The 23,214-nt window shown below is 61.6% G+C and carries 22 protein-coding genes; 12 read left to right on the top strand and 10 right to left on the bottom strand.

Features of this window, described 5'->3' with window-relative positions:
- The first annotated feature begins 72 nt into the window (after positions 1-72).
- Both ddlA and B9G99_RS06925 read left to right on the top strand, forming a co-directional pair.
- Positions 73-1,176 (top strand): D-alanine--D-alanine ligase, encoded by a 1,104-nt coding sequence (gene ddlA / locus B9G99_RS06930; protein WP_086621397.1) that lies wholly within the window; start codon positions 73-75, stop codon positions 1,174-1,176.
- A 38-nt stretch (positions 1,177-1,214) separates the two neighbouring features.
- Entirely contained in the window at positions 1,215-1,844 is a 630-nt protein-coding gene (locus tag B9G99_RS06925; protein ID WP_086621396.1) for a LysE family translocator, read from the top strand.
- 11 nt (positions 1,845-1,855) lie between these two features.
- Here the strand turns inward: B9G99_RS06925 and waaF are convergent, their stop codons facing one another.
- Complete coding sequence (gene waaF, locus B9G99_RS06920; RefSeq protein WP_086621395.1) at positions 1,856-2,866, bottom strand: lipopolysaccharide heptosyltransferase II; 1,011 nt, start codon at positions 2,864-2,866, stop codon at positions 1,856-1,858.
- Positions 2,867-2,871: 5 nt separating this feature from the next.
- Positions 2,872-3,831: an ADP-glyceromanno-heptose 6-epimerase gene (rfaD, locus tag B9G99_RS06915; RefSeq protein ID WP_086621394.1), complete on the bottom strand. Its 960-nt coding sequence runs from the start codon at positions 3,829-3,831 to the stop codon at positions 2,872-2,874.
- Positions 3,832-4,035: 204 nt separating this feature from the next.
- On the opposite strand from rfaD, the gene glyQ reads away from it, so the two are divergent.
- From glyQ to B9G99_RS06900, 3 genes are read left to right on the top strand one after another with little or no spacing between them, the layout of a single operon-like run.
- The gene (gene glyQ, locus B9G99_RS06910; RefSeq protein WP_086621393.1) at positions 4,036-4,998 is read left to right on the top strand and encodes a glycine--tRNA ligase subunit alpha; all 963 of its coding nucleotides are present in this window, start codon (positions 4,036-4,038) and stop codon (positions 4,996-4,998) included.
- Entirely contained in the window at positions 4,998-7,112 is a 2,115-nt protein-coding gene (glyS, locus tag B9G99_RS06905; protein WP_227875970.1) for a glycine--tRNA ligase subunit beta, read from the top strand. Before glyQ ends, glyS begins: the two co-directional genes overlap by 1 nt.
- Positions 7,109-7,651, top strand: coding sequence for a GNAT family N-acetyltransferase (locus B9G99_RS06900; RefSeq protein ID WP_086621392.1), 543 nt, complete (start codon positions 7,109-7,111; stop codon positions 7,649-7,651). The genes glyS and B9G99_RS06900 overlap by 4 nt, the downstream gene beginning before the upstream one ends.
- Positions 7,652-7,719: 68 nt before the next feature.
- On the opposite strand, the gene B9G99_RS06895 is transcribed toward B9G99_RS06900, so the two are convergent.
- The 4 genes from B9G99_RS06895 to B9G99_RS06880 form a co-directional block, all read right to left on the bottom strand.
- Positions 7,720-9,666 (bottom strand): aconitate hydratase, encoded by a 1,947-nt coding sequence (locus B9G99_RS06895; RefSeq protein WP_086621391.1) that lies wholly within the window; start codon positions 9,664-9,666, stop codon positions 7,720-7,722.
- A 61-nt stretch (positions 9,667-9,727) separates the two neighbouring features.
- Complete coding sequence (locus B9G99_RS06890) at positions 9,728-11,227, bottom strand: sodium:solute symporter family protein (protein WP_086621390.1); 1,500 nt, start codon at positions 11,225-11,227, stop codon at positions 9,728-9,730.
- Between the two features lie 2 nt (positions 11,228-11,229).
- Positions 11,230-11,505, bottom strand: a complete 276-nt coding sequence (locus tag B9G99_RS06885; RefSeq protein WP_227875969.1) for a hypothetical protein — start codon at positions 11,503-11,505, stop codon at positions 11,230-11,232.
- 150 nt (positions 11,506-11,655) lie between these two features.
- Complete coding sequence (locus tag B9G99_RS06880; protein ID WP_086623343.1) at positions 11,656-12,582, bottom strand: LysR family transcriptional regulator; 927 nt, start codon at positions 12,580-12,582, stop codon at positions 11,656-11,658.
- A 137-nt stretch (positions 12,583-12,719) separates the two neighbouring features.
- On the opposite strand from B9G99_RS06880, the gene B9G99_RS06875 reads away from it, so the two are divergent.
- The 3 genes from B9G99_RS06875 to B9G99_RS06865 all read left to right on the top strand — a co-directional run bounded on the left by B9G99_RS06875 (position 12,720) and on the right by B9G99_RS06865 (position 16,230).
- On the top strand, positions 12,720-14,000 hold the full coding sequence (locus tag B9G99_RS06875) for a CaiB/BaiF CoA transferase family protein (RefSeq protein ID WP_174678760.1): 1,281 nt from the start codon (positions 12,720-12,722) through the stop codon (positions 13,998-14,000).
- Between the two features lies 1 nt (position 14,001).
- The gene (locus tag B9G99_RS06870) at positions 14,002-14,931 is read left to right on the top strand and encodes a hydroxymethylglutaryl-CoA lyase (RefSeq protein ID WP_086621388.1); all 930 of its coding nucleotides are present in this window, start codon (positions 14,002-14,004) and stop codon (positions 14,929-14,931) included.
- 117 nt (positions 14,932-15,048) lie between these two features.
- Positions 15,049-16,230, top strand: coding sequence for an MFS transporter (locus B9G99_RS06865; protein ID WP_086621387.1), 1,182 nt, complete (start codon positions 15,049-15,051; stop codon positions 16,228-16,230).
- Positions 16,231-16,327: 97 nt separating this feature from the next.
- Here the strand turns inward: B9G99_RS06865 and B9G99_RS06860 are convergent, their stop codons facing one another.
- Positions 16,328-16,789: a DUF4168 domain-containing protein gene (locus B9G99_RS06860; protein ID WP_148663920.1), complete on the bottom strand. Its 462-nt coding sequence runs from the start codon at positions 16,787-16,789 to the stop codon at positions 16,328-16,330.
- Between the two features lie 143 nt (positions 16,790-16,932).
- Between B9G99_RS06860 and gmhB the strand changes: the two genes are divergently transcribed.
- From gmhB to B9G99_RS06845, 3 genes are all read left to right on the top strand, one after another.
- Entirely contained in the window at positions 16,933-17,514 is a 582-nt protein-coding gene (gene gmhB, locus B9G99_RS06855) for a D-glycero-beta-D-manno-heptose 1,7-bisphosphate 7-phosphatase (protein WP_086621385.1), read from the top strand.
- A 105-nt stretch (positions 17,515-17,619) separates the two neighbouring features.
- The gene (locus tag B9G99_RS06850; RefSeq protein ID WP_086621384.1) at positions 17,620-18,843 is read left to right on the top strand and encodes an FAD-dependent monooxygenase; all 1,224 of its coding nucleotides are present in this window, start codon (positions 17,620-17,622) and stop codon (positions 18,841-18,843) included.
- Entirely contained in the window at positions 18,827-19,378 is a 552-nt protein-coding gene (locus B9G99_RS06845; protein ID WP_086621383.1) for a DUF924 family protein, read from the top strand. The genes B9G99_RS06850 and B9G99_RS06845 overlap by 17 nt, the downstream gene beginning before the upstream one ends.
- A gap of 63 nt (positions 19,379-19,441) precedes the next feature.
- On the opposite strand, the gene B9G99_RS06840 is transcribed toward B9G99_RS06845, so the two are convergent.
- On the bottom strand, positions 19,442-20,170 hold the full coding sequence (locus tag B9G99_RS06840; RefSeq protein WP_158521452.1) for a purine nucleoside phosphorylase YfiH/LACC1 family protein: 729 nt from the start codon (positions 20,168-20,170) through the stop codon (positions 19,442-19,444).
- 293 nt (positions 20,171-20,463) lie between these two features.
- Between B9G99_RS06840 and B9G99_RS06835 the strand changes: the two genes are divergently transcribed.
- Entirely contained in the window at positions 20,464-21,570 is a 1,107-nt protein-coding gene (locus B9G99_RS06835) for an NADH:flavin oxidoreductase/NADH oxidase (RefSeq protein WP_086621381.1), read from the top strand.
- Between the two features lie 33 nt (positions 21,571-21,603).
- On the opposite strand, the gene B9G99_RS06830 is transcribed toward B9G99_RS06835, so the two are convergent.
- Together B9G99_RS06830 and B9G99_RS06825 are read right to left on the bottom strand one after the other, a co-directional pair.
- The gene (locus B9G99_RS06830; protein ID WP_086621380.1) at positions 21,604-22,347 is read right to left on the bottom strand and encodes an acyl-homoserine-lactone synthase; all 744 of its coding nucleotides are present in this window, start codon (positions 22,345-22,347) and stop codon (positions 21,604-21,606) included.
- An 18-nt stretch (positions 22,348-22,365) separates the two neighbouring features.
- On the bottom strand, positions 22,366-23,208 hold the full coding sequence (locus B9G99_RS06825; RefSeq protein ID WP_236946599.1) for an EAL domain-containing protein: 843 nt from the start codon (positions 23,206-23,208) through the stop codon (positions 22,366-22,368).
- Between the last annotated feature and the right edge of the window lie 6 nt (positions 23,209-23,214).

Genomic DNA, 23,214 nt, shown 5'->3' with positions numbered 1-23,214 from the left:
CGACACGCGCACACCGGTACCTGAACGTGGCATCATGCGCGCAGTGAAGACGCATGCTTATCTGGAGAGGTCATGAAAAAAATCAGGGTTGGGGTCATCTTTGGCGGCAAATCGGCCGAGCATGAGGTCTCGCTGCAGTCTGCCCGCAATATCGTCGATGCCCTTGATCGCGAGCGCTTTGACGTCACGCTGATCGGCATCGACAAAAAGGGGCAGTGGCACGTCAACGATGCCGAGCGCTATCTGGACAATGCCGATGACCCTTCCCGTATCGCGCTGCATCACTCGCAGCGCGATCTGGCCGTCATGCCCGGGCGCGAACGCGATCAGTTGATCGAGCCCGACCGCCAGCAGGCGCTGGAGCAGCTTGATGTCATCTTTCCCATCGTGCACGGCACGCTCGGTGAGGACGGCTCGCTGCAGGGCCTTTTGCGCATGGCCAACCTGCCCTTTGTCGGCAGCGGCGTGCTGGGCTCGGCAGTGAGCATGGACAAGGACGTGACCAAGCGGCTGCTGCGCGATGCAGGCCTTGCCGTGGCACCCTTTGTCACCCTGACCCGGCGCCGCGCGGCCGAGACCGATTTTGACGCCCTGAAGGATCAGCTGGGCACGCCGCTGTTCGTCAAGCCGGCCAACCAGGGCTCCTCGGTGGGGGTCAGCCGCGTGACCAGCCAGCCCGAGCTTGAAAGGGCGCTGGCGCTGGCCTTCTCCTTTGATCACAAGGTACTGGTGGAATCCGCCATCAAGGGGCGCGAGATCGAATGCGCCATTCTTGGCAACGAAGCGCCCGAGGCCAGCGTCTGCGGTGAAGTCGTGCTCAGCGATGACGGTTTCTATTCCTACGACACCAAATACATCAGCGAGTCCGGGGCAGCCGTGGCCGTCCCGGCCGACATCAATACCGCCGCCAGCGAGGAGATTCGCCGCATTGCGCTCAAGGCGTTCGAAACGCTGGACTGTCAGGGTCTGGCCCGCGTGGATGTGTTTTTAACGCCGGACAACCGCGTGATCATCAACGAGGTCAACACGCTGCCCGGCTTCACCCGCATCAGCATGTATCCCAAGCTCTGGCAGGCCAGCGGCATGGCCTACCCGGCACTGGTCACGCGCCTGATCGAGCTGGCACTCGAGCGCCACGCCCGTGATCAGGCACTGGACAGCGACCGGCACGACTGACGGCTCAACCGGACCCGGACAATATCGAGGAAGCGGCGATGGACCTCACCTACTGGGGACTCTTTCTGAGTGCGGCACTGATGATCAATCTGACCCCGGGCCCGGACATGCTCTATCTGATGGCCAAAAGCGCCAGCGGCGGCCGGCGGGAAGGTCTGGCGGCCGGCGCAGGCCTGTGGTGCGGCGCCATGGGGCACGTGCTGGCCGCAGCGCTGGGGCTGTCGGCCATCGTCATGGCCTCGGCCACGGCGTTTACCGCGGTCAAGGTGGTGGGCGCGCTTTATCTCTTTTATCTCGGCATCCAGGCGCTGCGCCACGCCGGCGAGCAGTTTCGCCCGCCCGAAACCGTCGCGCGTCCAACCGGGCCGTGGCGCGCCTTTCGTCAGGGCGTGCTGGTGGATCTGTTAAACCCCAAGACAGCGCTTTTCTTCATGGCCTTTCTGCCCCAGTTCGTGCGCCCGGAGGCCGGCCCGGTGCCGGCCCAGCTGTTGCTGCTGGGCATGCTGACCATTGCCGTGGCCATTCCCATCGAGCTTGGGGTCGTACTGGGTGCTGCACGTCTGACCGGATGGCTGCGCCGGCGCGAGCGGCTGGCGCAGTGGCTGGATCGTCTCATGGGTACGGTATTCATCGCGCTGGGCGCCCGACTGCTGGCGGTCACCCGCTGACGCTTGCCCGGTCACTCGATGGTCAGGGTCTCGATCACCTGCGACGGCGCCAGATCATTGAGACAGCGCGTATGACCCAGCGGACAGGTGCGCTCAAAACACGGCGAGCAGGAGAGGTTGAGCCAGTGAATGTCCCGAGCCTGAGTCAGCGGCGGGGTGTAGTTGGGCGTGGAGGAGCCATAGATCGCCTGCACATGCGTACCCACGGCGGCGGCCACATGCATCAGGCCCGAATCATTGCTCACGGCCTGCTCACAGGCGCCCAGCAGATCCACGGCGTCTGTCAGCGTGGTCTGGCCGCATAGATTGACCACCCCTTCGAGTCCCTGACTGATCGTATCGCCGGCGTCCCGGTCCTTCGGCCCCCCCAGCACAATGACCTGATATCCCCTGGCCGTCATCGCCTCGGCCACCTGGCGAAAATAGGCCAGCGGCCACTGCTTGGCCGGGCCGTATTCGGCACCGGGCATCATTGCGATCAGCGGCTGATGCAGGCCCCGGGATTCCCGCAGCGCCTGCTGTCGCTCGATATCTACCTGCAGATGCGGCTCGGGGATCGCATCGGAGGTGCCTTCGAGGGGCAGTCCCAGCGATACGAAGCGCTTGACCGTCTGATCCAGCACCGCCTTGTCGAGCCGCCGCCGCTCGGTCAGTACCACATAGCGCTGCTCGCCGGTAAAGCCGACCCGACGAGGGATGCCGGCAAAAAACGGCACCAGCGCCGATTTGAGCGAGCGCGGCAGCACAATCGCCCGGTCGTACTCCCCCTTCAGCAAGCGTCCCAGCCGCCAGCGTGTCCGCAATCCGGTTTCACCGTGACCGGTTTCCAGCACGATGGCATGACGGACCTGCGGCATGCGCTCAAGCATCGGCGCCGACCACTTCGGCCCCATGACATCGATCACGCAGTCAGGGTCGTGTGTTTTCAATGTGATGAAAAGGCTCTGGGCCATGACCATGTCGCCGACCCACGAGGGGCCGACGACCAGAATGCGCTCACCACGAATACTGCGTTGTGACAAATCACTCACGAATCGCGGTTCCCCGTCACACCGAGTGCGTGCATGTAGTCCCTGACGCCCTGGGCCAGACCGCGGAATTCCCGGTCGTAGCCCGCCTCGCGCAGACGCGAGATATCGGCGCAGGTGTAGCTCTGATAGCGCCCCTTGAGGTGCTCGGGGAAATCGATGAACTCGATCTCGCCGCGCCCGGTCATTTCAATCACCGTTTCGGCAATGGTCTTGAAGGGCTCGGCGCGCCCGGTGCCCAGGTTGAAGATGCCGGAGCGGTCGGGGTGATCGAGAAACCACAGATTCACATCCACCACGTCATCGACATGGATGAAGTCACGGCTCTGCATGCCGGCGTCATAGCCATCATAAGCGCCGAAGAGCTTCGGGTTTTCACCGTTCATCACCTGGGTGTAGTGATGAAAGGCCACGCTGGCCATCGAGTCCTTGTGCTGCTCGCGCGGCCCATAGACGTTGAAGTAGCGAAAGCCTACCACCTGGGTGGTCAGCTGATCCCATCGCGCACGCACGTACTGATCGAAGAGCAGTTTGGAGTAGCCGTAGACGTTGAGCGGCTTCTCGTGCTCGCGCGCCTCGATAAAGACCTCGCTGCCACCATAGGTCGCCGCGGACGAGGCGTAGAGAAAGGGAATCTGGTGCGTCTGGCAGTACTCGAGCAGTACCTTCGAGTATTCGAAGTTGTTCTCCAGCATGTACTTGCCGTTCCACTCGGTGGTCGCCGAGCAGGCGCCTTCGTGGAAGATGGCCTCGATCCGCGGCAGTCGGGTATCACGTCGGACCCGCTCGAGAAAGTCATCCTTGTCGAGGTAGTCCTGAATCTGACAGTCGGCCAGATTGCGAAACTTCGTGCCCTCGGTCATGTCGTCAACGACAACAATATCCTCGCGGCCGCGCGCATTGAGTGCCTTGACCAGATTGGCGCCAATGAAGCCGGCACCGCCGGTAACGACGATCATGAGACGTACTCCTGCTTTGAACTTGAAAGGCAGCGCCGCCGAAGGCGCCTGTCGGTTCGTGACAAGCGTAGCGTCCCGCGGACGCCATTTCCGGCCTGTCTGCCATGGCACGGGCGTTGTCGAGTCGACACAGCCCTATAACCCGCATGGCGCTGATTGTATACTTGTGGGCTATTGAATTCATGGGCCAACGGTGGTTCCCCGATGACGGTTTCATCCACGAATGCGTCAAAGCCAGACGTAAAAACCTTTCAGGGCCTGATTCTGGCCCTGCAACAGTACTGGGCGCAGCAGGGTTGCGTCATCATGCAGCCGCTGGATATGGAGGTCGGCGCGGGTACCTTTCACCCGGCTACCTTCCTGCGCGCCATCGGCCCGGAGTCCTGGAACTCCGCCTATGTGCAGCCATCGCGCCGTCCGACCGATGGTCGCTACGGGGAAAACCCCAACCGTCTGCAGCATTACTACCAGTTCCAGGTCGTGATGAAGCCGTCGCCGGAAAACTTTCAGGCGCTCTACCTGGGCTCGCTGGCCCATCTCGGGCTCGACCCGCTCGTCCACGACATCCGCTTTGTCGAGGACAATTGGGAATCGCCCACGCTGGGCGCCTGGGGGCTGGGCTGGGAAATCTGGCTCAACGGCATGGAAGTGACCCAGTTCACCTATTTCCAGCAGGCCGGTGGCATCGAGTGCTATCCGGTCATGGGCGAGCTGACCTACGGGCTCGAGCGCATTGCCATGTACCTGCAGGATGTCGACAGCGTCTATGACCTGGTCTGGACCCGCGCCCCGGATGGGTCGGTCGTGACCTACGGTGACGTCTACCTGCAAAACGAGCGCGAGCAGTCGACCTACAACTTCGAACACGCCGATGTGCCGACGCTGTTTGCCGATTTCGATCATTTCGAGCGTGACTGCAGGGCACTGCTGGAGGCCAACCTCCCGCTGCCGGCGTATGAAAAAACGCTCAAGGCCTCGCATACCTTCAACCTGCTCGATGCCCGTCACGCCATTTCGGTGACCGAGCGTCAGCGCTATATCCTGCGCGTGCGCACGCTGGCCCGTGACGTGGCCCACGCCTATTACGCCTCTCGCGAGGCGGCCGGTTTCCCGCTGGCCTCGCCTGAAGTGCGTGCTGAAATCCTCGGTCAGAAGGAAGCGATCTGATGGCTTTTGACAATACGATGGCCTCCAACAACGACGTGGCCTCCACCCGCACGCTTCTGATCGAACTGGGCTGTGAAGAGCTGCCCCCCGGCGCGCTGGCCGAGCTGGTCGACGCGCTGGCCCTGGGCGTCAAAAACGGCCTGCAGGATGCCGGCGTTGGGTACGGCGAAGTCCTGCCGCTGGCCACGCCACGTCGTCTGGCCGTGAGCATCACCCGTCTGGCCGAATACCAGCCCGATCAACAGATCGAGCGTCTTGGCCCGGCCGTGGCAGCCGCCTTTGACAAGGAAGGCCACCCGACGAAGGCCGCCCAGGGCTTTGCCGGCTCGCTGGGTCTGGATGTGAGCGAGCTCTCGCGCCTTGAAACCGACAAGGGCGAGCGCCTGGGCCATCGCTATACTCAGCCGGGGGAAGCCACCACGGCGCTTCTGCCTGACATCGTGCGCCGCGCCGTCGACGCTCTGCCGGTGCCCAAGCGCATGCGCTGGGGCGCCTCGCGAGTGGAATTCTCGCGTCCGGTGCACTGGCTGGTGATGCTCTACGGTGAAGAGGTCGTCCCGTGTGAACTGCTGGGGCTTGAGTCCGGGCGGACCACCCGCGGCCACCGCTATCATTACAACCAGCCCATCGAGCTGGCTCATGCCGATGAGTATGTCGAAAGACTCGAAAACCCGGGTTACGTGATCGTCGATATGGTCAGGCGGCGCAGCCTGATCGTCGAGCAGGTTCGCGAGCAGGCCCGCGCACTCGGTGCCAAAGCGGTCATCGAAGACACCCTGCTGGATGAGGTCACGGGTCTGGTTGAATGGCCGGTGGCGCTGACCGGGCGCTTTGACGAGCGCTTTCTGGAGGTGCCGGCCGAATGCCTGATCTCATCGATGAAGGCCAACCAGAAGTACTTCCACCTGCTGGATGAGCAGGACAACCTGATTCCGGCGTTCATCACTGTCAGCAACATTGAAAGCCGCGATCCGCGTCAGGTCATCGAGGGCAACGAGCGCGTCATCCGTCCGCGCCTGGCCGATGCAGCGTTTTTCTTTGAAACCGATCGCAAACGGCCGCTCTCGGCTCGCATCGAACAGCTTAAAAGCGTGGTTTTCCAGCAAAAGCTGGGGACGCTGGCCGACAAGAGTGCCCGGATCGAGGTTCTGTCACGCACCATCGCCGAAAGGCTGGGCGGCAACAGTGACCAGGCCGGCCGAGCGGCAACGCTTGCCAAGTGCGATCTGGTCACTGAAATGGTGCTCGAGTTCCCGGAACTGCAGGGCATCATGGGCGCCTACTACGCGCGCTTTGATGGTGAAGACGAAGCCGTCGCCAGCGCCGTCTATCAGCAGTATCTGCCCCGCTTTGCCGGCGACGAAGTCCCCTCCGGACCGACCGGTCAGGCCCTGGCCATCGCCGATCGTCTCGATACCCTGACCGGCATCTTTGCCATCGGCCAGCGCCCCACCGGCACGCGGGACCCCTTTGCCCTGCGTCGCGCCGCCATCGGTGTGATCAGCATCATGGTCAAGGCCGAGCTGGATCTCGATCTACGCGAGCTTCTGACCGTCGCTGCCGGCCAGCACGAAAGCGTGACCGACGTCACGGCACTGGTCGATGAAGTGCAGGACTACATGCTGGACCGCTTCCGTGCCTGGGCACTGGAAGCCGGCATGAGCGCCGAGACCTATCTGGCCGTGCGTGCCCGCCCCGTCACGCGTCCGTTTGATTTCGAGCGACGCCTGCGCGCCGTCCATGCCTTTACTCATCGCGAGGAAGCCCAGGCGCTGGCCGCGGCCAACAAGCGCGTGGCCAATATTCTGGCCAAACAGTCGGGGGACGTTCCTGCCGAGGTTGAGGCTGCCCATCTGGCGGAACCCGCCGAGCAGGCGCTGTTTGAAGCCGTCTCCAGAAAACGTGACGAGACCGCGCCGCTGATCGCCCAACGCGACTATGCCAGTGCGCTGGACGCGCTGGCCGAACTCAAGGCGCCGGTCGATGCGTTCTTTGATCAGGTCATGGTGATGAGCGATGACGAAGCGCTCAGGCGCAATCGTCTGGCGCTGCTGGCCGGTCTGCAGGGGCTCTTCCTCGAAGTCGCCGATATCGCGCTGCTGGGTCAGTCATGAGCAGCACGATCCGTTTTCGCCGAGCCACTGCACGCGATGTGGCAGCGCTGACGAGCCTTGTGACCTCGGCCTATCGGGGCGAGTCCAGTCGTAGCGGCTGGACCACGGAAGCCGACCTGCTCGAGGGCGAGCGCATCGCCCCCGAGGTGCTGCGTGCCGACATCGAGCGTCCTGACAGCCATATCATCATTGCCGAGCGCCCGGGCGACAGCACTCACGAACTGGTGGCCTGCGCCCACGTGGCCCGTGATGGGGAGGCCGGCTATTTCGGCATGTTTGCCGTGCGCCCCTGGCTGCAGGGTCACGGCATCGGTCAGGCCGTGCTGGCCGAGGCGGAACGGACGACCCGCGAGGAGCTGGGTCTTGAGCGGCTGCGCATGACCGTCATCGATGTCCGGCTGGAGCTGATCGCCTGGTATGAACGTCGCGGCTACCATCGCACCGGCGAGTATCTGCCCTTTCCCTACGGCGATGAACGCTTTGGCACACCAAAGCGCGATGACCTGCGCTTTGCAGTGCTTGAGAAAATCCTGACCTGAGTCGGGCCTCAAAAAAGCGGGTGTTTCATGTGAAACACCCGCTTTTTTTCTCTCTCCTGACCGGTGGGTCAGCCCTGGGGTTCTTCTCGCTTCCTCCTGAGATGGTTGATGACCCCACCCGCCTTCAAGATGTCGCGCTGACGCGCACTCAGCTGATGCTCAAGCGTCACGGTCGTGCCATCACTCAAGGACGCCTCAACGGTGGCACCCTGCTCGATCTGTTCGCCGGGGGATTCGATGATCACACGGTCGCTGTCCATCAGACGCTGATGATCAGCGTCATCGCTTAATGTGAGCGGCAGCACGCCAAAGCCCACCAGATTCTGCCAGTGAATCCGCGCAAAGCTTTTGGCGATCACCACCTCAAGACCGAGATAGCGCGGCACCAGCGCGGCGTTTTCACGGCTCGAGCCCTGCCCGTAATTATGACCGGCCACGATGACATGCCCTGAGGAGCTGGCGCCGGCACGCTCGGCATAGCCGCGGTCCACCGCCTCAAAGGTGAAGGCGGCCGAGGCCGGCACGTCACTCCACAACGGCAGCACCCGATTACCGGCGGGCATGATGTCATCGGTGGAGATATTGTCACCGACTCTTAAAAGCACCGGCGCCTCGATGCGTGCTGACAGCGGCGCCAGCTCCGGCAGGGCCGGCGTGTGGGTGGTGGCCAGCATGGCGGGGCGCGTTGCGCTGGTCTCGGGCGGAGTCACGAACATGCGCGGGTCGACCACCATCTCATCAGGCTCGTTTATGCGAGGTGCCGGACGCCCCAGCGTGCGCGGATCGGTAATCACGCCCGCCAGCGCCGAGGCCGCCGCCGTTTCAGCGCTGCATAAAAAGACGCTGTCTTCCCGCGTGCCGGAGCGCCCGGGAAAGTTGCGCGGCACGGTGCGCAGGCTGTTGCGCCCGGCAGCCGGGGCCTGGCCCATGCCGATGCAGCCGTTACAACCGGCCTGATGAAGGCGCGCGCCGGCCTGAATCAGATCGCCCAGATATCCTTCACGCGTCAGGGTCGCCAGCACCTGACGACTCGACGGGTTGATGTCCAGCGATACGCCCGGCGCCACCATCTGACCACGCACGATGTCGGCGGTGATGGCAAAGTCGCGATAGCCGGGGCAACCCGAGGAGCCGATATAGGCCTGATAGAGCGGCTCGCCGGCCGCTTCGCTAACCGGCACCACGTTATCCGGGCTCGAGGGGCGAGCGATCAGCGGCTCAAGACGTGACAGGTCAATATGCTCATGACGGTCGTACTGACACCCCTCGTCGGCGGCCAGCGCCCGAAAATCCGCCTCGCGACCGCGCGCCTTTAAAAAGGCAAGCACCGCCTCGTCACTGGGGAAGACACTGGTGGTGGCGCCCATCTCGGTGCCCATGTTGGCCATGACGTGGCGGTCCATCGCCGACAGACCGGCCAGACCCGGACCGTAATACTCGAGAATGCAGTTCTTGGCCCCGGCCACCCCATGACGACGCAGCAGTTCCAGCACCACGTCACGAGCACTGACCCAGTCGGGCAGCGTGCCCTCCAGATAAACGCCCATTACTTCTGGCATGGTGATGTAGAGCGGCTCTCCTGCCATGGCCTGGGCAATCTCGATGCCGCCGGCACCGATCGCCAGCATTCCCAGCGCGCCGGCGGCCGTGGTGTGGCTGTCACAGCCGGCCAGCGTCTCGCCGGGCCTACCGAAGTACTCCATATGAACCGGGTGGCTGATGCCATTGCCCGGGCCGCTGTAGATCACCCCCAGACGCTGACAGGCGCGCTCCAGAAACAGATGCGCCTCGGCATTGATGCCATCGGCCTGCACCAGGGCGTGATCAACGTACTGCACGCTGGGCGAGGTCACGACCCGCTCGACGCCCATCGCTTCCAGCTCCAGCATGACCAGACTGCCCAGAACATCCTGCAACAGCGCCTGATCGATGCGCAGGGCGATCTCCTCGCCCGGCTGTGGGTGGCCCGAGACCAGATGATCATCGATCAGCTTGCGACTCAGTGTGCGTGTCATTGTTCTGTTCTCCTCATTCCGTTGCCGGGGCATATGCCCTCACGGATGACCTAGATCAGGCTCAATACTCGAAACCGATCACCTTGCGTGCATGTTCGCGGCTGGCAGCATCGGTGCCTGCCATCAGCGTGCCCACCACACAGATCGCGGTATTGAGCAAAAGCCCCCACAGCCCGCTGTAGATACCCAGCGGCCGATAGCCCAGGAAGGTAAACACCCCGGCCATGACCGCACCGGCCAGCATGCCGATAAAGACCGCGCGGGCGTTCAGGCGCGTCCAGTACAGTCCCAGAATCAGCGCCGGGGCGACCTGGATCAGCACTTCAAACTTGAGCACGAAGATCTGATAGAGCGTGGCCGGTGGATACCAGGCGATCACGATCAGGATGACCACGGCCACCAGTCCGACCAGCTTGCCGGCCAGCACCTTCTGATACTCGCTGGCATCGGGCTTGATATAGCGACCATAAAGATCGTTGGAGATGATCGAGGAGAACGTCAGCAGTACCGAGTCGGCAGTCGAGACAATCGCGGCAATCACACCCCCGAACAGCAGCACCATCGCCCAGTAGAAAAAGGCGTTCTGATTGGCGAGCGCGTTGGCCATCATGCCGACCAGCTGCTCGGAATCGGCGGTGGAAAGCCCCGGGAAGGCCGCGATACCGATGATGCCGACCATGAACACCACACCGGCGGTCAGAAACGGCATATAAGCCATGCGAATGAACGAGCGCTTGAGTGTGGCCTCGCTTTTCGCCGAGAAGATGCGCTGCACCGCATGCGGATAGATCGCCGCCCCGATCCCGACCAGCACCAGCAGACTGAACCAGCGCATCAGACCGGCACCGTCAGGCGGATTGAGTTTTTCGGGTGAATTGGCCTGCATGTACTCTGCAGCAGACGGCAGGCCACCGAAGTAATAAAGCGAACCAATCAAAAGCGTGAATACCCCGAACAGCAGTGCCAGCCCCTGGATGGTGTCGGTATAGGCGACCGAACGCATGCCCCCCAGCCAGCTGTAGGCCACCATGATGACGATGAAAAAGATCACGCCCACCTGATAGGGAATGGTGCCGCCGGTCAGCCCCGACACCCCCTGCCCGATCGCCACGAACTGCTCGAGCAGATAGTTGGCCAGACCATAAAGCATCAGGATGGCGGCCAGAACCGACACCTTTTTGGAGCGAAAGCGCAGCTCGATCCAGTCCACCGGTGTCAGCAGCGAAAACCGCCGGCCCAGGGCGTACAGACGCGGAGCAAAGAAGAGATACACCATGATGATCATGATGAAAAACGGTACCGACACCAGGTACTGATAGCCCATGCGATAGGCCGTCGGCGGATAGCCAATGACGGTGTTACCGCTGTACTGGGTCGCAAAGAAGGTGAAAAAGAGCACCATGACCCCAAGGCCTCGCCCGCCCAAGTAGTACTCATCCAGGCTTTCGCGCATGCCGCGATTGCGCAGGAAGGCAAAGACCCCTACCCCCAGCATCAACACGCCATACATCACCAGCACGAAAATGCCCGACCAGCCACTGAACGCCAGTTCGACTTCCATGGTTATACCTCCTCGTCACGGCGAATGCCGTCGCTGTGGTCATTGCCGCCATAGCGTTCATCGCTGTCGGTACGCCACTGGGTATTGATCGTCCAGGTAATGAAGATCGACAGTGCCAGTGACGCACCAAGAATCATCAGCGCCCACAGCGGGATGCCCATGAGCCTTGTCGAGCCGGCATCACTGGCGAAGTACCAGGGGTTGATGAGAACAAACAGGACAATAAAGCCTATCCAGACGCGCCGTTTGCGCACGGGTTCGGACATTCTGGGTTTCATGAGATGCTCTCCCGGTTGATCGGCCGCCGCGTGCGCGGCGGACAAGGGGTCATGGAAGACTCTATAGAGCCCTCACGGTCGATGGATATTGATGATTGAACAAGCACGACTTCGCCATCGGCGAAGCGCCAGGACGTTGGTCGCAGCTCGTCAGGAGAGAGCGGGCGGTGAATCGCCGGGATCGCGCTCGCCGCAGCGCAGCAGGTGATCCATCAGCTGTCGGGCGGGAACCGCAAGCGCCTCCTGATCGCGCACCACCAGGTGCAGCTCACGCAGCGCCCAGCCATCCGTCAGCGGGATCGTGGCCAGCCGAAGACCATGGCGTTCGGCATTGACCGCCCGCAGGGGCAATACCCCAATCCCCATGCCCCGATCGATCATGCGACAGATGCCCTCAAAGCTGCGTACCTGAATGCGCATGCGCAGCGGGCGGTCAAAGCGGCGCGCGCCATCCTGCAGCAGCGCCTGCAGCGAGGCATCCTGCTCAAGCCCGATGAAGTCGTTGTCCAGCGCCTGCTCAAGCGCCACCGAGGGTGTTTCAGCCAGCGGGTGTGCCTGCGGCACCACCAGCACCAGTCGGTCGCGCCGCCACAGGCGGGCCTCGAGCCCCTCGGCCGACACATGCCCGGCGTAAAGACCAATATCGGCCAGCCCATCACGCACGGCGGCCACGATCTCGTGACTCAGGCGCTCCTTCATGTCGATGCGGATCTGTGGAAAGCGGTTCATGAAATCGCCCAGGTCATCCGGCAGGAATTCAATGACCGAGGAGGTATTGGCATGCAGGCGAACATGCCCCTTGATGCCCACGCGATATTCGCTCATGTCGGCATCCAGCCGCGAAAGTCCGGTCATAATCAGCCGGGCGTGATGTAAAAAGGCATGGCCTGCCGGCGTCAGCTCGATGCCTCGTGGGCGGCGATAGAGCAGCGAAATACCGGTCTGGTCTTCCAGATCGCTGATGCGCTTGCTCACCGCCGCCAGCGCCAGATGCTCGCGTTCGGCCGCCCGGGTCAGGCTGCGCTCATCGGCAATCGCCACAAACAGACGAAGGGTGACAAAGTCAGGACGTTTCATGATGGCTCCCATCAGACAGTGCCTCAGTCTGCCACCGTCTTCGTCGTCTGCGAACGCTGCCTTGGTCAAACCTCAATTGCGTCCATGCTTGCCCCTCGGCGATGCTCAAGGCCCTTATCCCTTGTCAGGAGTGCGCCATGACCGCGTCCGACACCACTGCCGGCATTGATGCTCCCGAGGCACTCGCCGGTCTGAAGGTTCTGGAGATGGGCCAGCTGATCGCCGGCCCCTTTGCCACCAAGCTGCTGGGCGAATTCGGCGCCGATGTGATCAAGATCGAGCCTCCCGGTACCGGCGACCCGCTGCGCCGCTGGCGCATTGTCGAGGAAGGCACGTCGCTTTGGTGGCATGTCCAGACCCGCAACAAGCGCTCGTTGTCGCTGGACCTGCGCAGTGAGGAAGGTCAGGAGATCGTGCGTCAGCTGGCGCGTGAAGCCGACATCGTGGTGGAAAACTTTCGCCCCGGCACACTCGAGAAATGGGGGCTGGGCTGGGAGACCCTGAGCGCAGCCAATCCGGGGCTGATCATGGTGCGCATCTCCGGCTACGGCCAGACCGGCCCCTATCGCGATCGTCCCGGCTTCGGCGTGATTGGCGAGGCCATGGGTGGGCTGCGTTATCTCTCCGGCCATCCCGGCGAGCGCTCGGTGCGCGTGGGCGTGAGCCTCGGGGATTCGCTGTCGGCACTCTATGGCGTCATCGGCGCCCTGCTGGCGCTGCAGGAGCGCCATAAAAGCGGCAAGGGGCAATACATCGATGTGGCGCTCTATGAGTCGGTGTTTGCCATGATGGAGAGCCTGATTCCCGAATACGACGGCGCAGGGGTCATTCGCGAGCCCAGCGGCAGCGCCTTGCCCGGCATTACGCCATCGAACTCTTACCCGTGTCTCAACGATGAGCATGTGCTGATTGCCGGCAACGGCGACAGCATCTATCAACGTCTGATGCAGGCAATCGAGCGACCGGATCTGGCCGAAGACCCGGCGCTGGCCCACAACGACGGCCGCTCGCGTCAGGCCGAGCGGATCGATAGTGCGATCGCCGAGTGGACATCACGCCATGAGCGCGACCATGTTCTAAGCGTGCTGGAGACCGTCGGCGTGCCGGTGGGCTTTCCCTATACCGCGCGCGATATTGTCAACGATCCGCACTATCAGGCCCGCGACATGATCCAGACCATCATCACCGCCGAGGGGCGCAAGTTGAAGGTACCCGGCGTGATGCCACGGCTGAGTCGCACACCGGGGCGCATCGAGGGCGGCGGCCCGCGGCTGGGCCAGCATACCCGTGACGTGCTCGACGAGCTGGGCATTGATGCCGCCACCCAGCAGGCACTGTTTGAACGTGGCGTTTTGTATGACACCCCAGAACCGGATACCGAAGCGTCGGCATCAAAGTGCACGGACAAGGGAGAATGACATGAACCCGCGCGTCATCATCCAGGAAGTCGCCCCGCGCGACGGCCTTCAGATCGAAGAACGCTTCGTACCCACCGCTGACAAGATCGCTCTGATTGATGCGCTCTCTCAAACCGGTGTGGCGAAGATCGAGGCCACCTCGTTTACCTCGCCAAGGGCGATTCCCAATCTGGCCGATGCCGGGGAAGTGATGGCCGGCATCACCCGTCACCCGGACGTGGACTATGTCGCGCTGGTGCCCAACGAACGGGGCGTCGAGCGGGCGCTGGCCGCGAATGCCGATGAGCTCAATCTGGTGATGTCGGCAAGCGACGGCCATGGCCTTGCCAATCTGCGCATGACGCCCTGGCAGTCGCTTGATCGCTTTCCCGCCATGATCGAGCAGGCACGCGGCCGGGACGTCTTCATCAACGCCTCGATCTCGACGGCCTTTGGCTGCCCGTTTGACGGTGAGGTGCCCGCCTCCCGGATCATCGAGATTGTGGAACGGCTCACCTCGCTGGGCATTCGTGGCGTCTCGCTGTGTGATACCACCGGCATGGCCAATCCGCGTCAGGTACGCACACTGTGTGAGGAAGTGCTGGAGCGCTGGCCCGAGCTGGCAGTGACCCTGCATGTGCACAATACCCGCGGCATGGGGCTGGCCAACGCGCTCTCAGCCTGGCAGGCCGGCGTGACGCGCTTTGATGCCGCACTGGGCGGGCTGGGCGGCTGCCCCTTTGCGCCAGGCGCCAGCGGCAATGTCTGTACCGAGGATCTGGTCCACATGTTCGAGGAGATGGGGGTTGATACCGGGGTGGATCTCGACGCCCTGCTGGCGGTGTCACAGACCCTGCCCGAACGGGTCGGCCATGACGTACCGGGTCAGGTCGTGAAGGCCGGACGCGCCAACCGGCGCTACCCGCTGCCGGCGTCCGTGCGCGCTCGATAAGCCCTCACGCCGTCGATGACGGGCATCTTTCTTTGCACCCGGCTTCAAACGCGATCACACTGCGCCTCTCCTGTTCAGCCCTGATTCAGAGAGACGCCTGCCGTGACATCCCGGGATATGACATCGACGGCCCTGCCGACTCCGCTGCTGCTGTTAATGGCCATGGCTACCGGCATCTCGGTGGCCAGCAACTACTATGCCCAGCCGCTGCTGCACACCATTGCCGATCAGCTTGAGCTGAACTATTCGGGCGCCGGCATCATCGTGACCACCGCACAGCTGGGCTACGCCGCCGGCCTGTTGCTGCTGGTGCCACTGGGCGACATGATCGAGCGGCGTCGACTGGTCGTGATCATGATGCTGCTGGCCACTGTCGGACTCGTGATCAGCGCACTGTCTACCAATCTCGCCGTGCTGCTGCTGGGCACCGCCATGACCGGCGTCTTTTCAGTGGTCGCCCAGGTGCTGGTGCCCTTTGCCGCCACGCTTGCCGCCCCGGAGCAGCGCGGCCGCGCCGTAGGCACCGTCATGAGCGGGCTTTTGATCGGCATCCTGCTGGCACGCACCTTTGCCGGCGCACTCTCGACGCTGGGCAACTGGCGGCTGGTCTACCTGGTGGCCGCCGTCCTGATGCTGATCACTACCCTGCTGCTCTGGCGCGCCCTGCCCCGGCTCAGTACGCATGCCGGACTGGGTTACGCGGCACTGATTCGCTCGGTCGGCCGACTTCTGGCGACCCATCCGGCGCTGCGTCTTCGTGCTGCACTGGGCGCGCTGACCTTTGCCCTTTTTGCCGCTTTCTGGACGCCGGTCGCCTTTTTGTTATCCAACCCGCCCTGGCAGTTCAGTGATGCCACCATCGGCCTTCTGGGGCTTCTGGGCGCGGCCGGCGCACTGGTGGCCCCCTGGGCCGGGCGTCAGGTCGATCGCGGTCGGGCACGGCTGACCACCACATCAGGACTCGTGTTATTGCTACTGGGCTGGCTGCCGCTGTTCTGGGCCGAGCGGTCGCTGGTGGCGATCGTGATCGGCGTACTGGTGCTCGACATCGCCGTGCAGCTGGTGCATATCACCAACCTCAACATGGTCTATCGCATCGATCCTGACGCTCGCAACCGTCTCAACGCCGCTTATATGGTGAGCTATTTCCTGGGCGGGGCCACCGGTTCGCTGGCCTCGGCATGGCTTTACGGTCATGCCGGCTGGACCGGCGTAACGGCTTTCGGCGTCATTACAAGCCTTGTGGGACTTGCGCTCTGGTGGCGCGGCCATCGCTGTGAAGCCCATCTGCCAGCGTGATCGCACTCATCGTCCTGCAGGGATCAAAAAAGCCGGCTCGCCAAATGGCGAGCCGGCTTTTAACTTTTCAGCAGCCGGGCTAACCCGGCGAGCAACCTTACTGGGCCGGTTGCTGACGCGCCTGTGACTGCATGGCCTGAAGCTGCTTGTAGAGTTCGGGGTCCATATTGATCAGGCGCTTTTCCAGTGCCTTGTCACGCGAGGCGTCGGTACCGATTTTTTGATACTGCTGAACGGACAGGTCATGCTGCTTGAGGGAGTCTTCCGTCTTGCTCTGGAACTCCTGCATCATCGACCGGGCCTGCTCCTGATCCGACACGTTCTGGCTCGACAGTTTCTTGATGACCGGAATCATGTCGCGATTGACGTCCAGAAACGAGCGAAGCTCATCATCCTGATACTGCTTTGACAGGGTGCCCGGTTCTACAGGCTGAGGTTGCTGCATCTGCGCTGGTGCCTGCCCCTGCTGAGCGCCCTGGCTGCCGGCCATTGCCATCGGGGCGGCCAGCAGGCCGGCCGTAATGAGCGCTGCGCCAAGCATCGATACGGGCTTTTTCATGGTGAACTCCGAAAAAATAATTTGATTCAATGTAATGTAGTCATGGCAGGGCGTCCAGAAACCGACTGTGAACACGGACTCGGGCCTCTGGCATCATTTCACTTCAAAACCCGTTTTCGGGGACCATTGCAGGGAAGGCCGACATGAGTGCAGGACTGATTATCCTCGACCGGGATGGCGTGATTAACGAGGATTCCATCGAATTCATCAGGAGTCCCGAGCAGTGGCTGGCCTTCCCCCAGGCACTGGAAGCCATCGCCCGTCTGTATCAGGCCGGCTGGACGCTGGCCGTAGCCACCAATCAGTCCGGTATTGCCCGCGGCTACTTTGACGAGGCAACCCTTGAGGCCATGCACGACAGGATGCACAGGGAAGTCGAGGCGGCCGGCGGCAGAATTGCTCATGTCGTCTACTCCCCCCACGGGCCGGACGATGAGAGCGATACCCGAAAGCCCAAACCGGGACTTTTGTATCAGATTCGGGACCTGTGTCAGCTTGAGGGCCTCGATCAGGCATGGATGGTGGGCGACAGTCTGCGCGATCTACAGGCCGGCCAGACCGCCGGATGCCGGACGGCGCTGGTCCTGACCGGCAAGGGAGAGATCACCCGCGGCGATCTTGATCAGCTCGACCGCCCCGACGAGGTGGTGATCGCCGATTCGCTGCTCGATTTTGCCAACCGGCTGCTTTCCGATGACCCGACCATGATCCCACCGCATCGGTAGACGGCGGCGGCGGCGACGTCGCACACCGTTCACGCGAGCGTGGCAGGCGTCGTTTATACTGAAGTCTCCCTTACACACGGCATTGTTCATACGGGTGGCGCAACCATGACAGAGACCAGCACGATCACATCCGACATCGTCGTTGTCGGCGGCGGCATCGCGGGACTGGCCATGGCCGCCCGACTGGCGCACCGCACGGCCTTTACCATCACGGTGCTCGACAGCGACCGCGCTCCCGAAATGCCTGACGAGACGCTGCAGCTTCGTACCACCTCACTCAACAGCGCTGCACTGCGCCTGCTGGAAGAAGCCGGTGTCATGGCGCATTTGCCGGCACACTTTCTGACTGACTTCGATCGGCTTGAAGCCGGCAGCCGCGAGACGCCAAACGCGCTGAGCTTCAGTGCGAAAGACATCAACCTGACCCGCTTCGGGGTCTTTGTCGAAAACGATCGTCTGCGCGCAGCGCTCTGGCAGACGTTGATGTCGATGGCGCAGGTCACCCTGATCAGCGAGTCACGCCTGTCATCGCTTCAGCGTCATGATGACCGTGTCGATGGCCTGCTCGATGATGGTCGAGCGCTGAATGCCCGCCTGATCATCGGGGCTGACGGCGCACGCTCCCATGTGCGCCACCTGGCCGGCATCAGCAGCCAGCAGCGTGATTACGCCCAGGAAGCGATGCTCATCAACGTACGCCTGGCCGAATTGCCCGGCCACACCACCTGGCAGATCTTTACCCCCAGCGGACCGGTCGCACTGCTGCCGCTGCATGATCGACAGGCTTCTCTGGTCTGGTACGACCGTCCGGGACAGATTCAAAAGCGCATGAGCATGGACGATGACACCCTGCGCTCAGCCATCCTTGAAGCCTTCCCGGCGCGCCTTGGCGGAATTGAGGCCATCCTCGAGCGCGGGCGCTTTCCGATCCGACGGCTGCATGCCCAGCGCTATACCGGCAAACGCGTCGCGCTGGTCGGCGACGCCGCCCACGTCATCCATCCCATGGCAGGTCAGGGCATCAACCTGGGGCTGGCCGATGTGCTGTCACTGACCGAGGCGCTCGAGCAGGAAAGCGACCCGGGTACTGCCCAGGCGCTGAGCCGCTACCAGCGCCGACAGTGGCCGCGCAACGCCGCCATGCTGACCGGCGTCGAGCAGCTTCATCACCTGTTCACCCTGCCCTTCGCACCGCTTCGCACGCTGGCAGAGCGTGGCCTGAAGGGCGCCGATCGGATGGCGCCGGTCAAGCGCTTCATGATGTCGCTGGCCACGGGGCAGCCGCTGAACAACGCCAGAGGAAGCGAGGATCATGACGCACAGCCATGATCACGAGGAGGTCCTCTCATTCTGGTTCGACACCCTGACGCCCGGGCAGTGGTTTCGCCGCGATGACGCCCTTGATGAGACCATCGCCACACGCTTTGGGGCGCTTTTGGACGCGGCACGCCGGGGTGAGCTTTGCCACTGGCGCGACAGTGACCGCGGCCGGCTGGCCGAGGTCATCGTGATCGATCAGTTTTCCCGCAACGTCTATCGCGGTGATCCACGTGCCTTCTCCCATGATGCGCAGGCACTGGTGCTGGCTCAGGAGGCCGTTCGCTTGGGCTGTGATCACAGGCTCTCGCTGACGCAGCGCCCCTTTCTCTATATGCCCTGGATGCACAGTGAATCCCTGATCATTCATCAGGAGGCCATCAGGCTTTTCGCTCAGCCCGGTCTCGAGCGCCATCTCGACGTGGAACATCGCCATCGGGCCATTCTCGAGCGCTTTGGTCGCTATCCCCATCGAAACGACGCACTGGGCCGCGACAGCACGTCAGAGGAGCGTACCTTTTTGACCACACCGGGCTCGTCGTTCTAGCCGGCCATCGTTCTAACCGACACACGATGTTTCACGTGAAACATCAGGGTCAGAAGCAGAATGTCAGGGCAGGATCACCAGCCCCGAATGCTGATTGGGCAGTTTCGGGCGCTCGTCAGGATCAGGATGGGTCAGCGTGTGACGCCGATGACTCTGAAACCGATAGGCGTTCGGGTCAGGGCCATTCAGCGCTCCGATACTGCCATCCGTCAGCGTGGTGATCGTGCACTGGTCGAGATGCTCGATCTCCCCCACCCCTGCATCCTCCAGCTTGTGACAGGCGATGGCACCCAGCGCCAGATGGCGCGGCAAGGGCGCCATGACCTCATCGGGTATCGACAGGGACGCCCTGAATCGAGTGACCAGTGCCTCGCTGACCTCGTAGGCCCGGGCACCGGCTGCCGGCCCGACCACCGCCCGCCACTCCGACAGATTGCCCCAGCGCTGCGCCGTGATGCGCTCAAGCATCAGCTCGATAATACCGTCGAGCAGGCCGCGCCAGCCGGCATGCAGGGCGCCTATATAGCCGCCGCTGCGATGCGCCAACAGGATCGGCAGGCAGTCTGCCGTGACGACTGACACGGGAATGCCCGGCCGGTCGGTCAGAAATCCATCGGCCTCCCCGCAGGCCTGCCCCGGCCGCTCGACCGTTACGATACGCGTACCGTGTACCTGCTGCTTTTGCGGGCGCGCCGCCTCGAATCCGGCAAGAGATCCGGGCATCAGCATCTGTCGGTGGCCGAAGCCATGCGCTATCGAGGAGATATCTGACAGCAGCGAGGACGTGATCATGGGTGAAGCTCCGGTGACGCGCATGCCTTGATTGTAGATGTTTGGTGTCGGCACGGGCACAGCCCCGTACAGCAGACAAAAAAAAGCCTGCCAGGGGGTGGCAGGCGACAAGAATATTTCTTGCAAGGGATCATTCAAGGGAACACTGACTTTGAGTCACCCTGCCGCAAAGAGTTCCTGACAGATGCAAAAAATTTTCGATGTGCTTCATCGATTTTGATAGCGTGCTAACAAAATCGATTCATGTCAGACTTTCGCTCCTCAGCTGGACCCGTCATCAAAGGAGAATCCTTATGCCCTCCCCTCGTCTTTTCGAGCCGCTCAAGCTGAGCCAGCTTGAACTGTCCAACCGCATCCTGATTGCCCCCATGTGTCAGTACTCGGCCCATGAGGGTAATGCAACCGACTGGCATACCATCCATCTGGGGCATCTGGCGCTGTCCGGCGCCGGCCTGCTGATTCTGGAAGCCACGGCCGTGTCACCGGAAGGCCGCATCAGCCCTGATGACCTCGGGCTCTGGAACGATGATAACGAACAGGCCCTGAAGAGAACGCTGGAAGCCGTCCGTGCGCATTCAGACATGCCGCTGGGGATTCAGCTCGGTCATGCCGGACGCAAGGCCTCTACCCATGTGCCCTGGGAAGGAGGTGCACAGATTGCCCCTGACGCAGCGCGCGGCTGGCAGACCGTTGCTCCTTCAGGCATCGCCTACGGTGATGGGGAGAATCCCCCGCACGCGCTGTCCGTCGAGGAGATCAATGATATTCGTGCGCAGTTCAAGCGGGCTGCCGAGCGCTCGGCGCGTCTGGGCATCGAGGCGGTCGAGATTCACGCCGCTCACGGCTATCTGCTGCACCAGTTCCTGTCGCCGCTGTCCAATCAGCGCAATGACGAGTACGGCGGCAGTCTGGAAAACCGTATGCGTCTGACGCTTGAAGTCTTCGATGCGGTACGTGACGCTTTCCCGCAGGAGCGGCCGGTAGGCATTCGTATTTCGGCCACGGACTGGGCAAAGGGCGGCTGGAGTGTCGAGGAGAGCCGGACGCTGGCCCGCGAGCTCGATGCCCGTGGCTGCAGCTTTATTCATGTTTCAAGTGGTGGGCTGACCTCGGCCCAGCAGATTCCGGTAGGACCGAATTATCAGGTGCCTCTGGCACGTGCCATTGGCGAGGTCGTCGACATGCCGACCATTGCGGTAGGACTGATCACGGAGCCGGAACAGGCAGAAGCCATTGTGGCCACGGGAGACGCCGACGCCGTCGCGCTGGCCCGGACCATGCTGTATAACCCGCGCTGGCCGTGGCATGCCGCCGCCGCATTGGGCGCGCAGGTGAGCGCGCCGAATCAGTATCTGCGCTCGCAGCCGCACCGGTACAAGGATCTTTTTTTGGAGAAATAGATTTCCAGACAGGGCTATCTTCGATAGCCCTGTCTAATCAGACCCGTGGTTGGCAAGAGCGCTTGAAGCGTCGGACTTGTCAAGGCGCTCCTTGACCAGGGTGTACATGTGAGAGAAAAGCGGAGAAACATGACGCAGCGAATCGCGTGTATTGCCATAGTAGGCAGCTCGTAAACCGCATATATCGTGGAAAGGGCTGATTCTTTCTATTTTCATACCCGTGCCGCGCAGCAGTCTGGCAAATTTCTTCTCTATGAAGCCCATCACATGCGGCCGCCCCAGTGTTTCCAATAATGCGGCAGAAGAAACAAACAGGGCGATACTGATAAGTCGATTGACGGCATCCAGTCCTGCGGTTTTTAGATCGTTCCCTTCGAGATCCTTTCGCTTTCTGTAATGGCGAGCCACGACAATACGGGAAATTTCACACAGCTCGTCACGAGGAATACTTTCAAGTTGAACAGTGCTGGAGAAAAGGGTTTTGCCACAATAGTTTTCAACCGGAAGATATGAAAGTCTGCCGGCCACATGCGTTTGAGGAACAACAATTCTCGCTGAGCCTACGATCTGTTGAGTGAAGCGACCAATAACCACAATATAAATGGCGTTACTATCGTAATCGTCGCGCTCCTCTCCATTCTCCGGAACGCCCGATAGCTCATACCCCAGCTCCTGAAGAAAGACCTCGTGTCTTAACCTGTAAATCTCATGTTTATCGGCCTCCGATGAGGCCAGCCTGACATCAAATCTTTCAAAAAAAGCACTGACAAACTCCACTTTCGGCCACCCCTGTTCCTAGATGTTGAATGAGGCAGCTTCTGCCGGACGACCCATATGGTACCCCTGCGCGTAGGCAATATCGTATGACTTGAGTATTTCAATCATTGCCTCCTGATCAACAAACTCTGCTATAACCTCCTTCCCGAAGCCCTTTGCAATATCAGCGATGGACTTGACAATCAGACGGTCCTTATCGTTGCTCATCATATGCTGAATAAATGAACCATCTATTTTTATATAATCGGAAGGCAATTGATCGAGATAATGAAAACTGCTGAAACCCACTCCAAAATCATCCAGTGCTATCCGGCACCCCAGATCACTGATCTCCTGTAAAACATTTCTTGCTGTTGCCAGATCAGCAACAGCCGCCGTCTCCGTGATTTCAACAATAATGCGGGAGGGAGACACCTTTCTATTATCAAGCTCGTGCTCGATAAAGTGTTTTATCGTGTCATCGTGAAGAGATTGCCCAGATAGATTAATGGCAAGGCTTGTCCGATCATTCCTGAACTTACTTAACAGGGAAATGGCTTCTCTGACGACCCAGCGGTCTATCTCAACGATCAAGCCAAACCGCTCCGCTACCGGTATAAAAGAGCCAGGCATATGTAGCCTGCCATTTTCATCGTGCATCCTCAGAAGAACTTCGTAATGTTTGATGCTGAGATCTTCAAGAAAAACGATGGGCTGAAGCATCAGCGTAAACCGACCACCGGCCAGTGAAGAACGAATAAGTTCAACCCAATATGCTCGCTCCTGCAGTTGCTCACGCGACTCGTGAACGGAAGAAAGTAAATGCCATTTCCGAGTGCTCTTCTCTTTTGCCTTGTACATGGCAAGATCGGCACTGGCCATCAATTC

The sequence above is a fragment of the Kushneria konosiri genome, from assembly GCF_002155145.1.
GTDB lineage: Bacteria > Pseudomonadota > Gammaproteobacteria > Pseudomonadales > Halomonadaceae > Kushneria > Kushneria konosiri.
The sequence above is the reverse complement of the archived record's forward strand: the minus strand, read 5'-3'. Positions and strand labels throughout refer to the sequence as shown.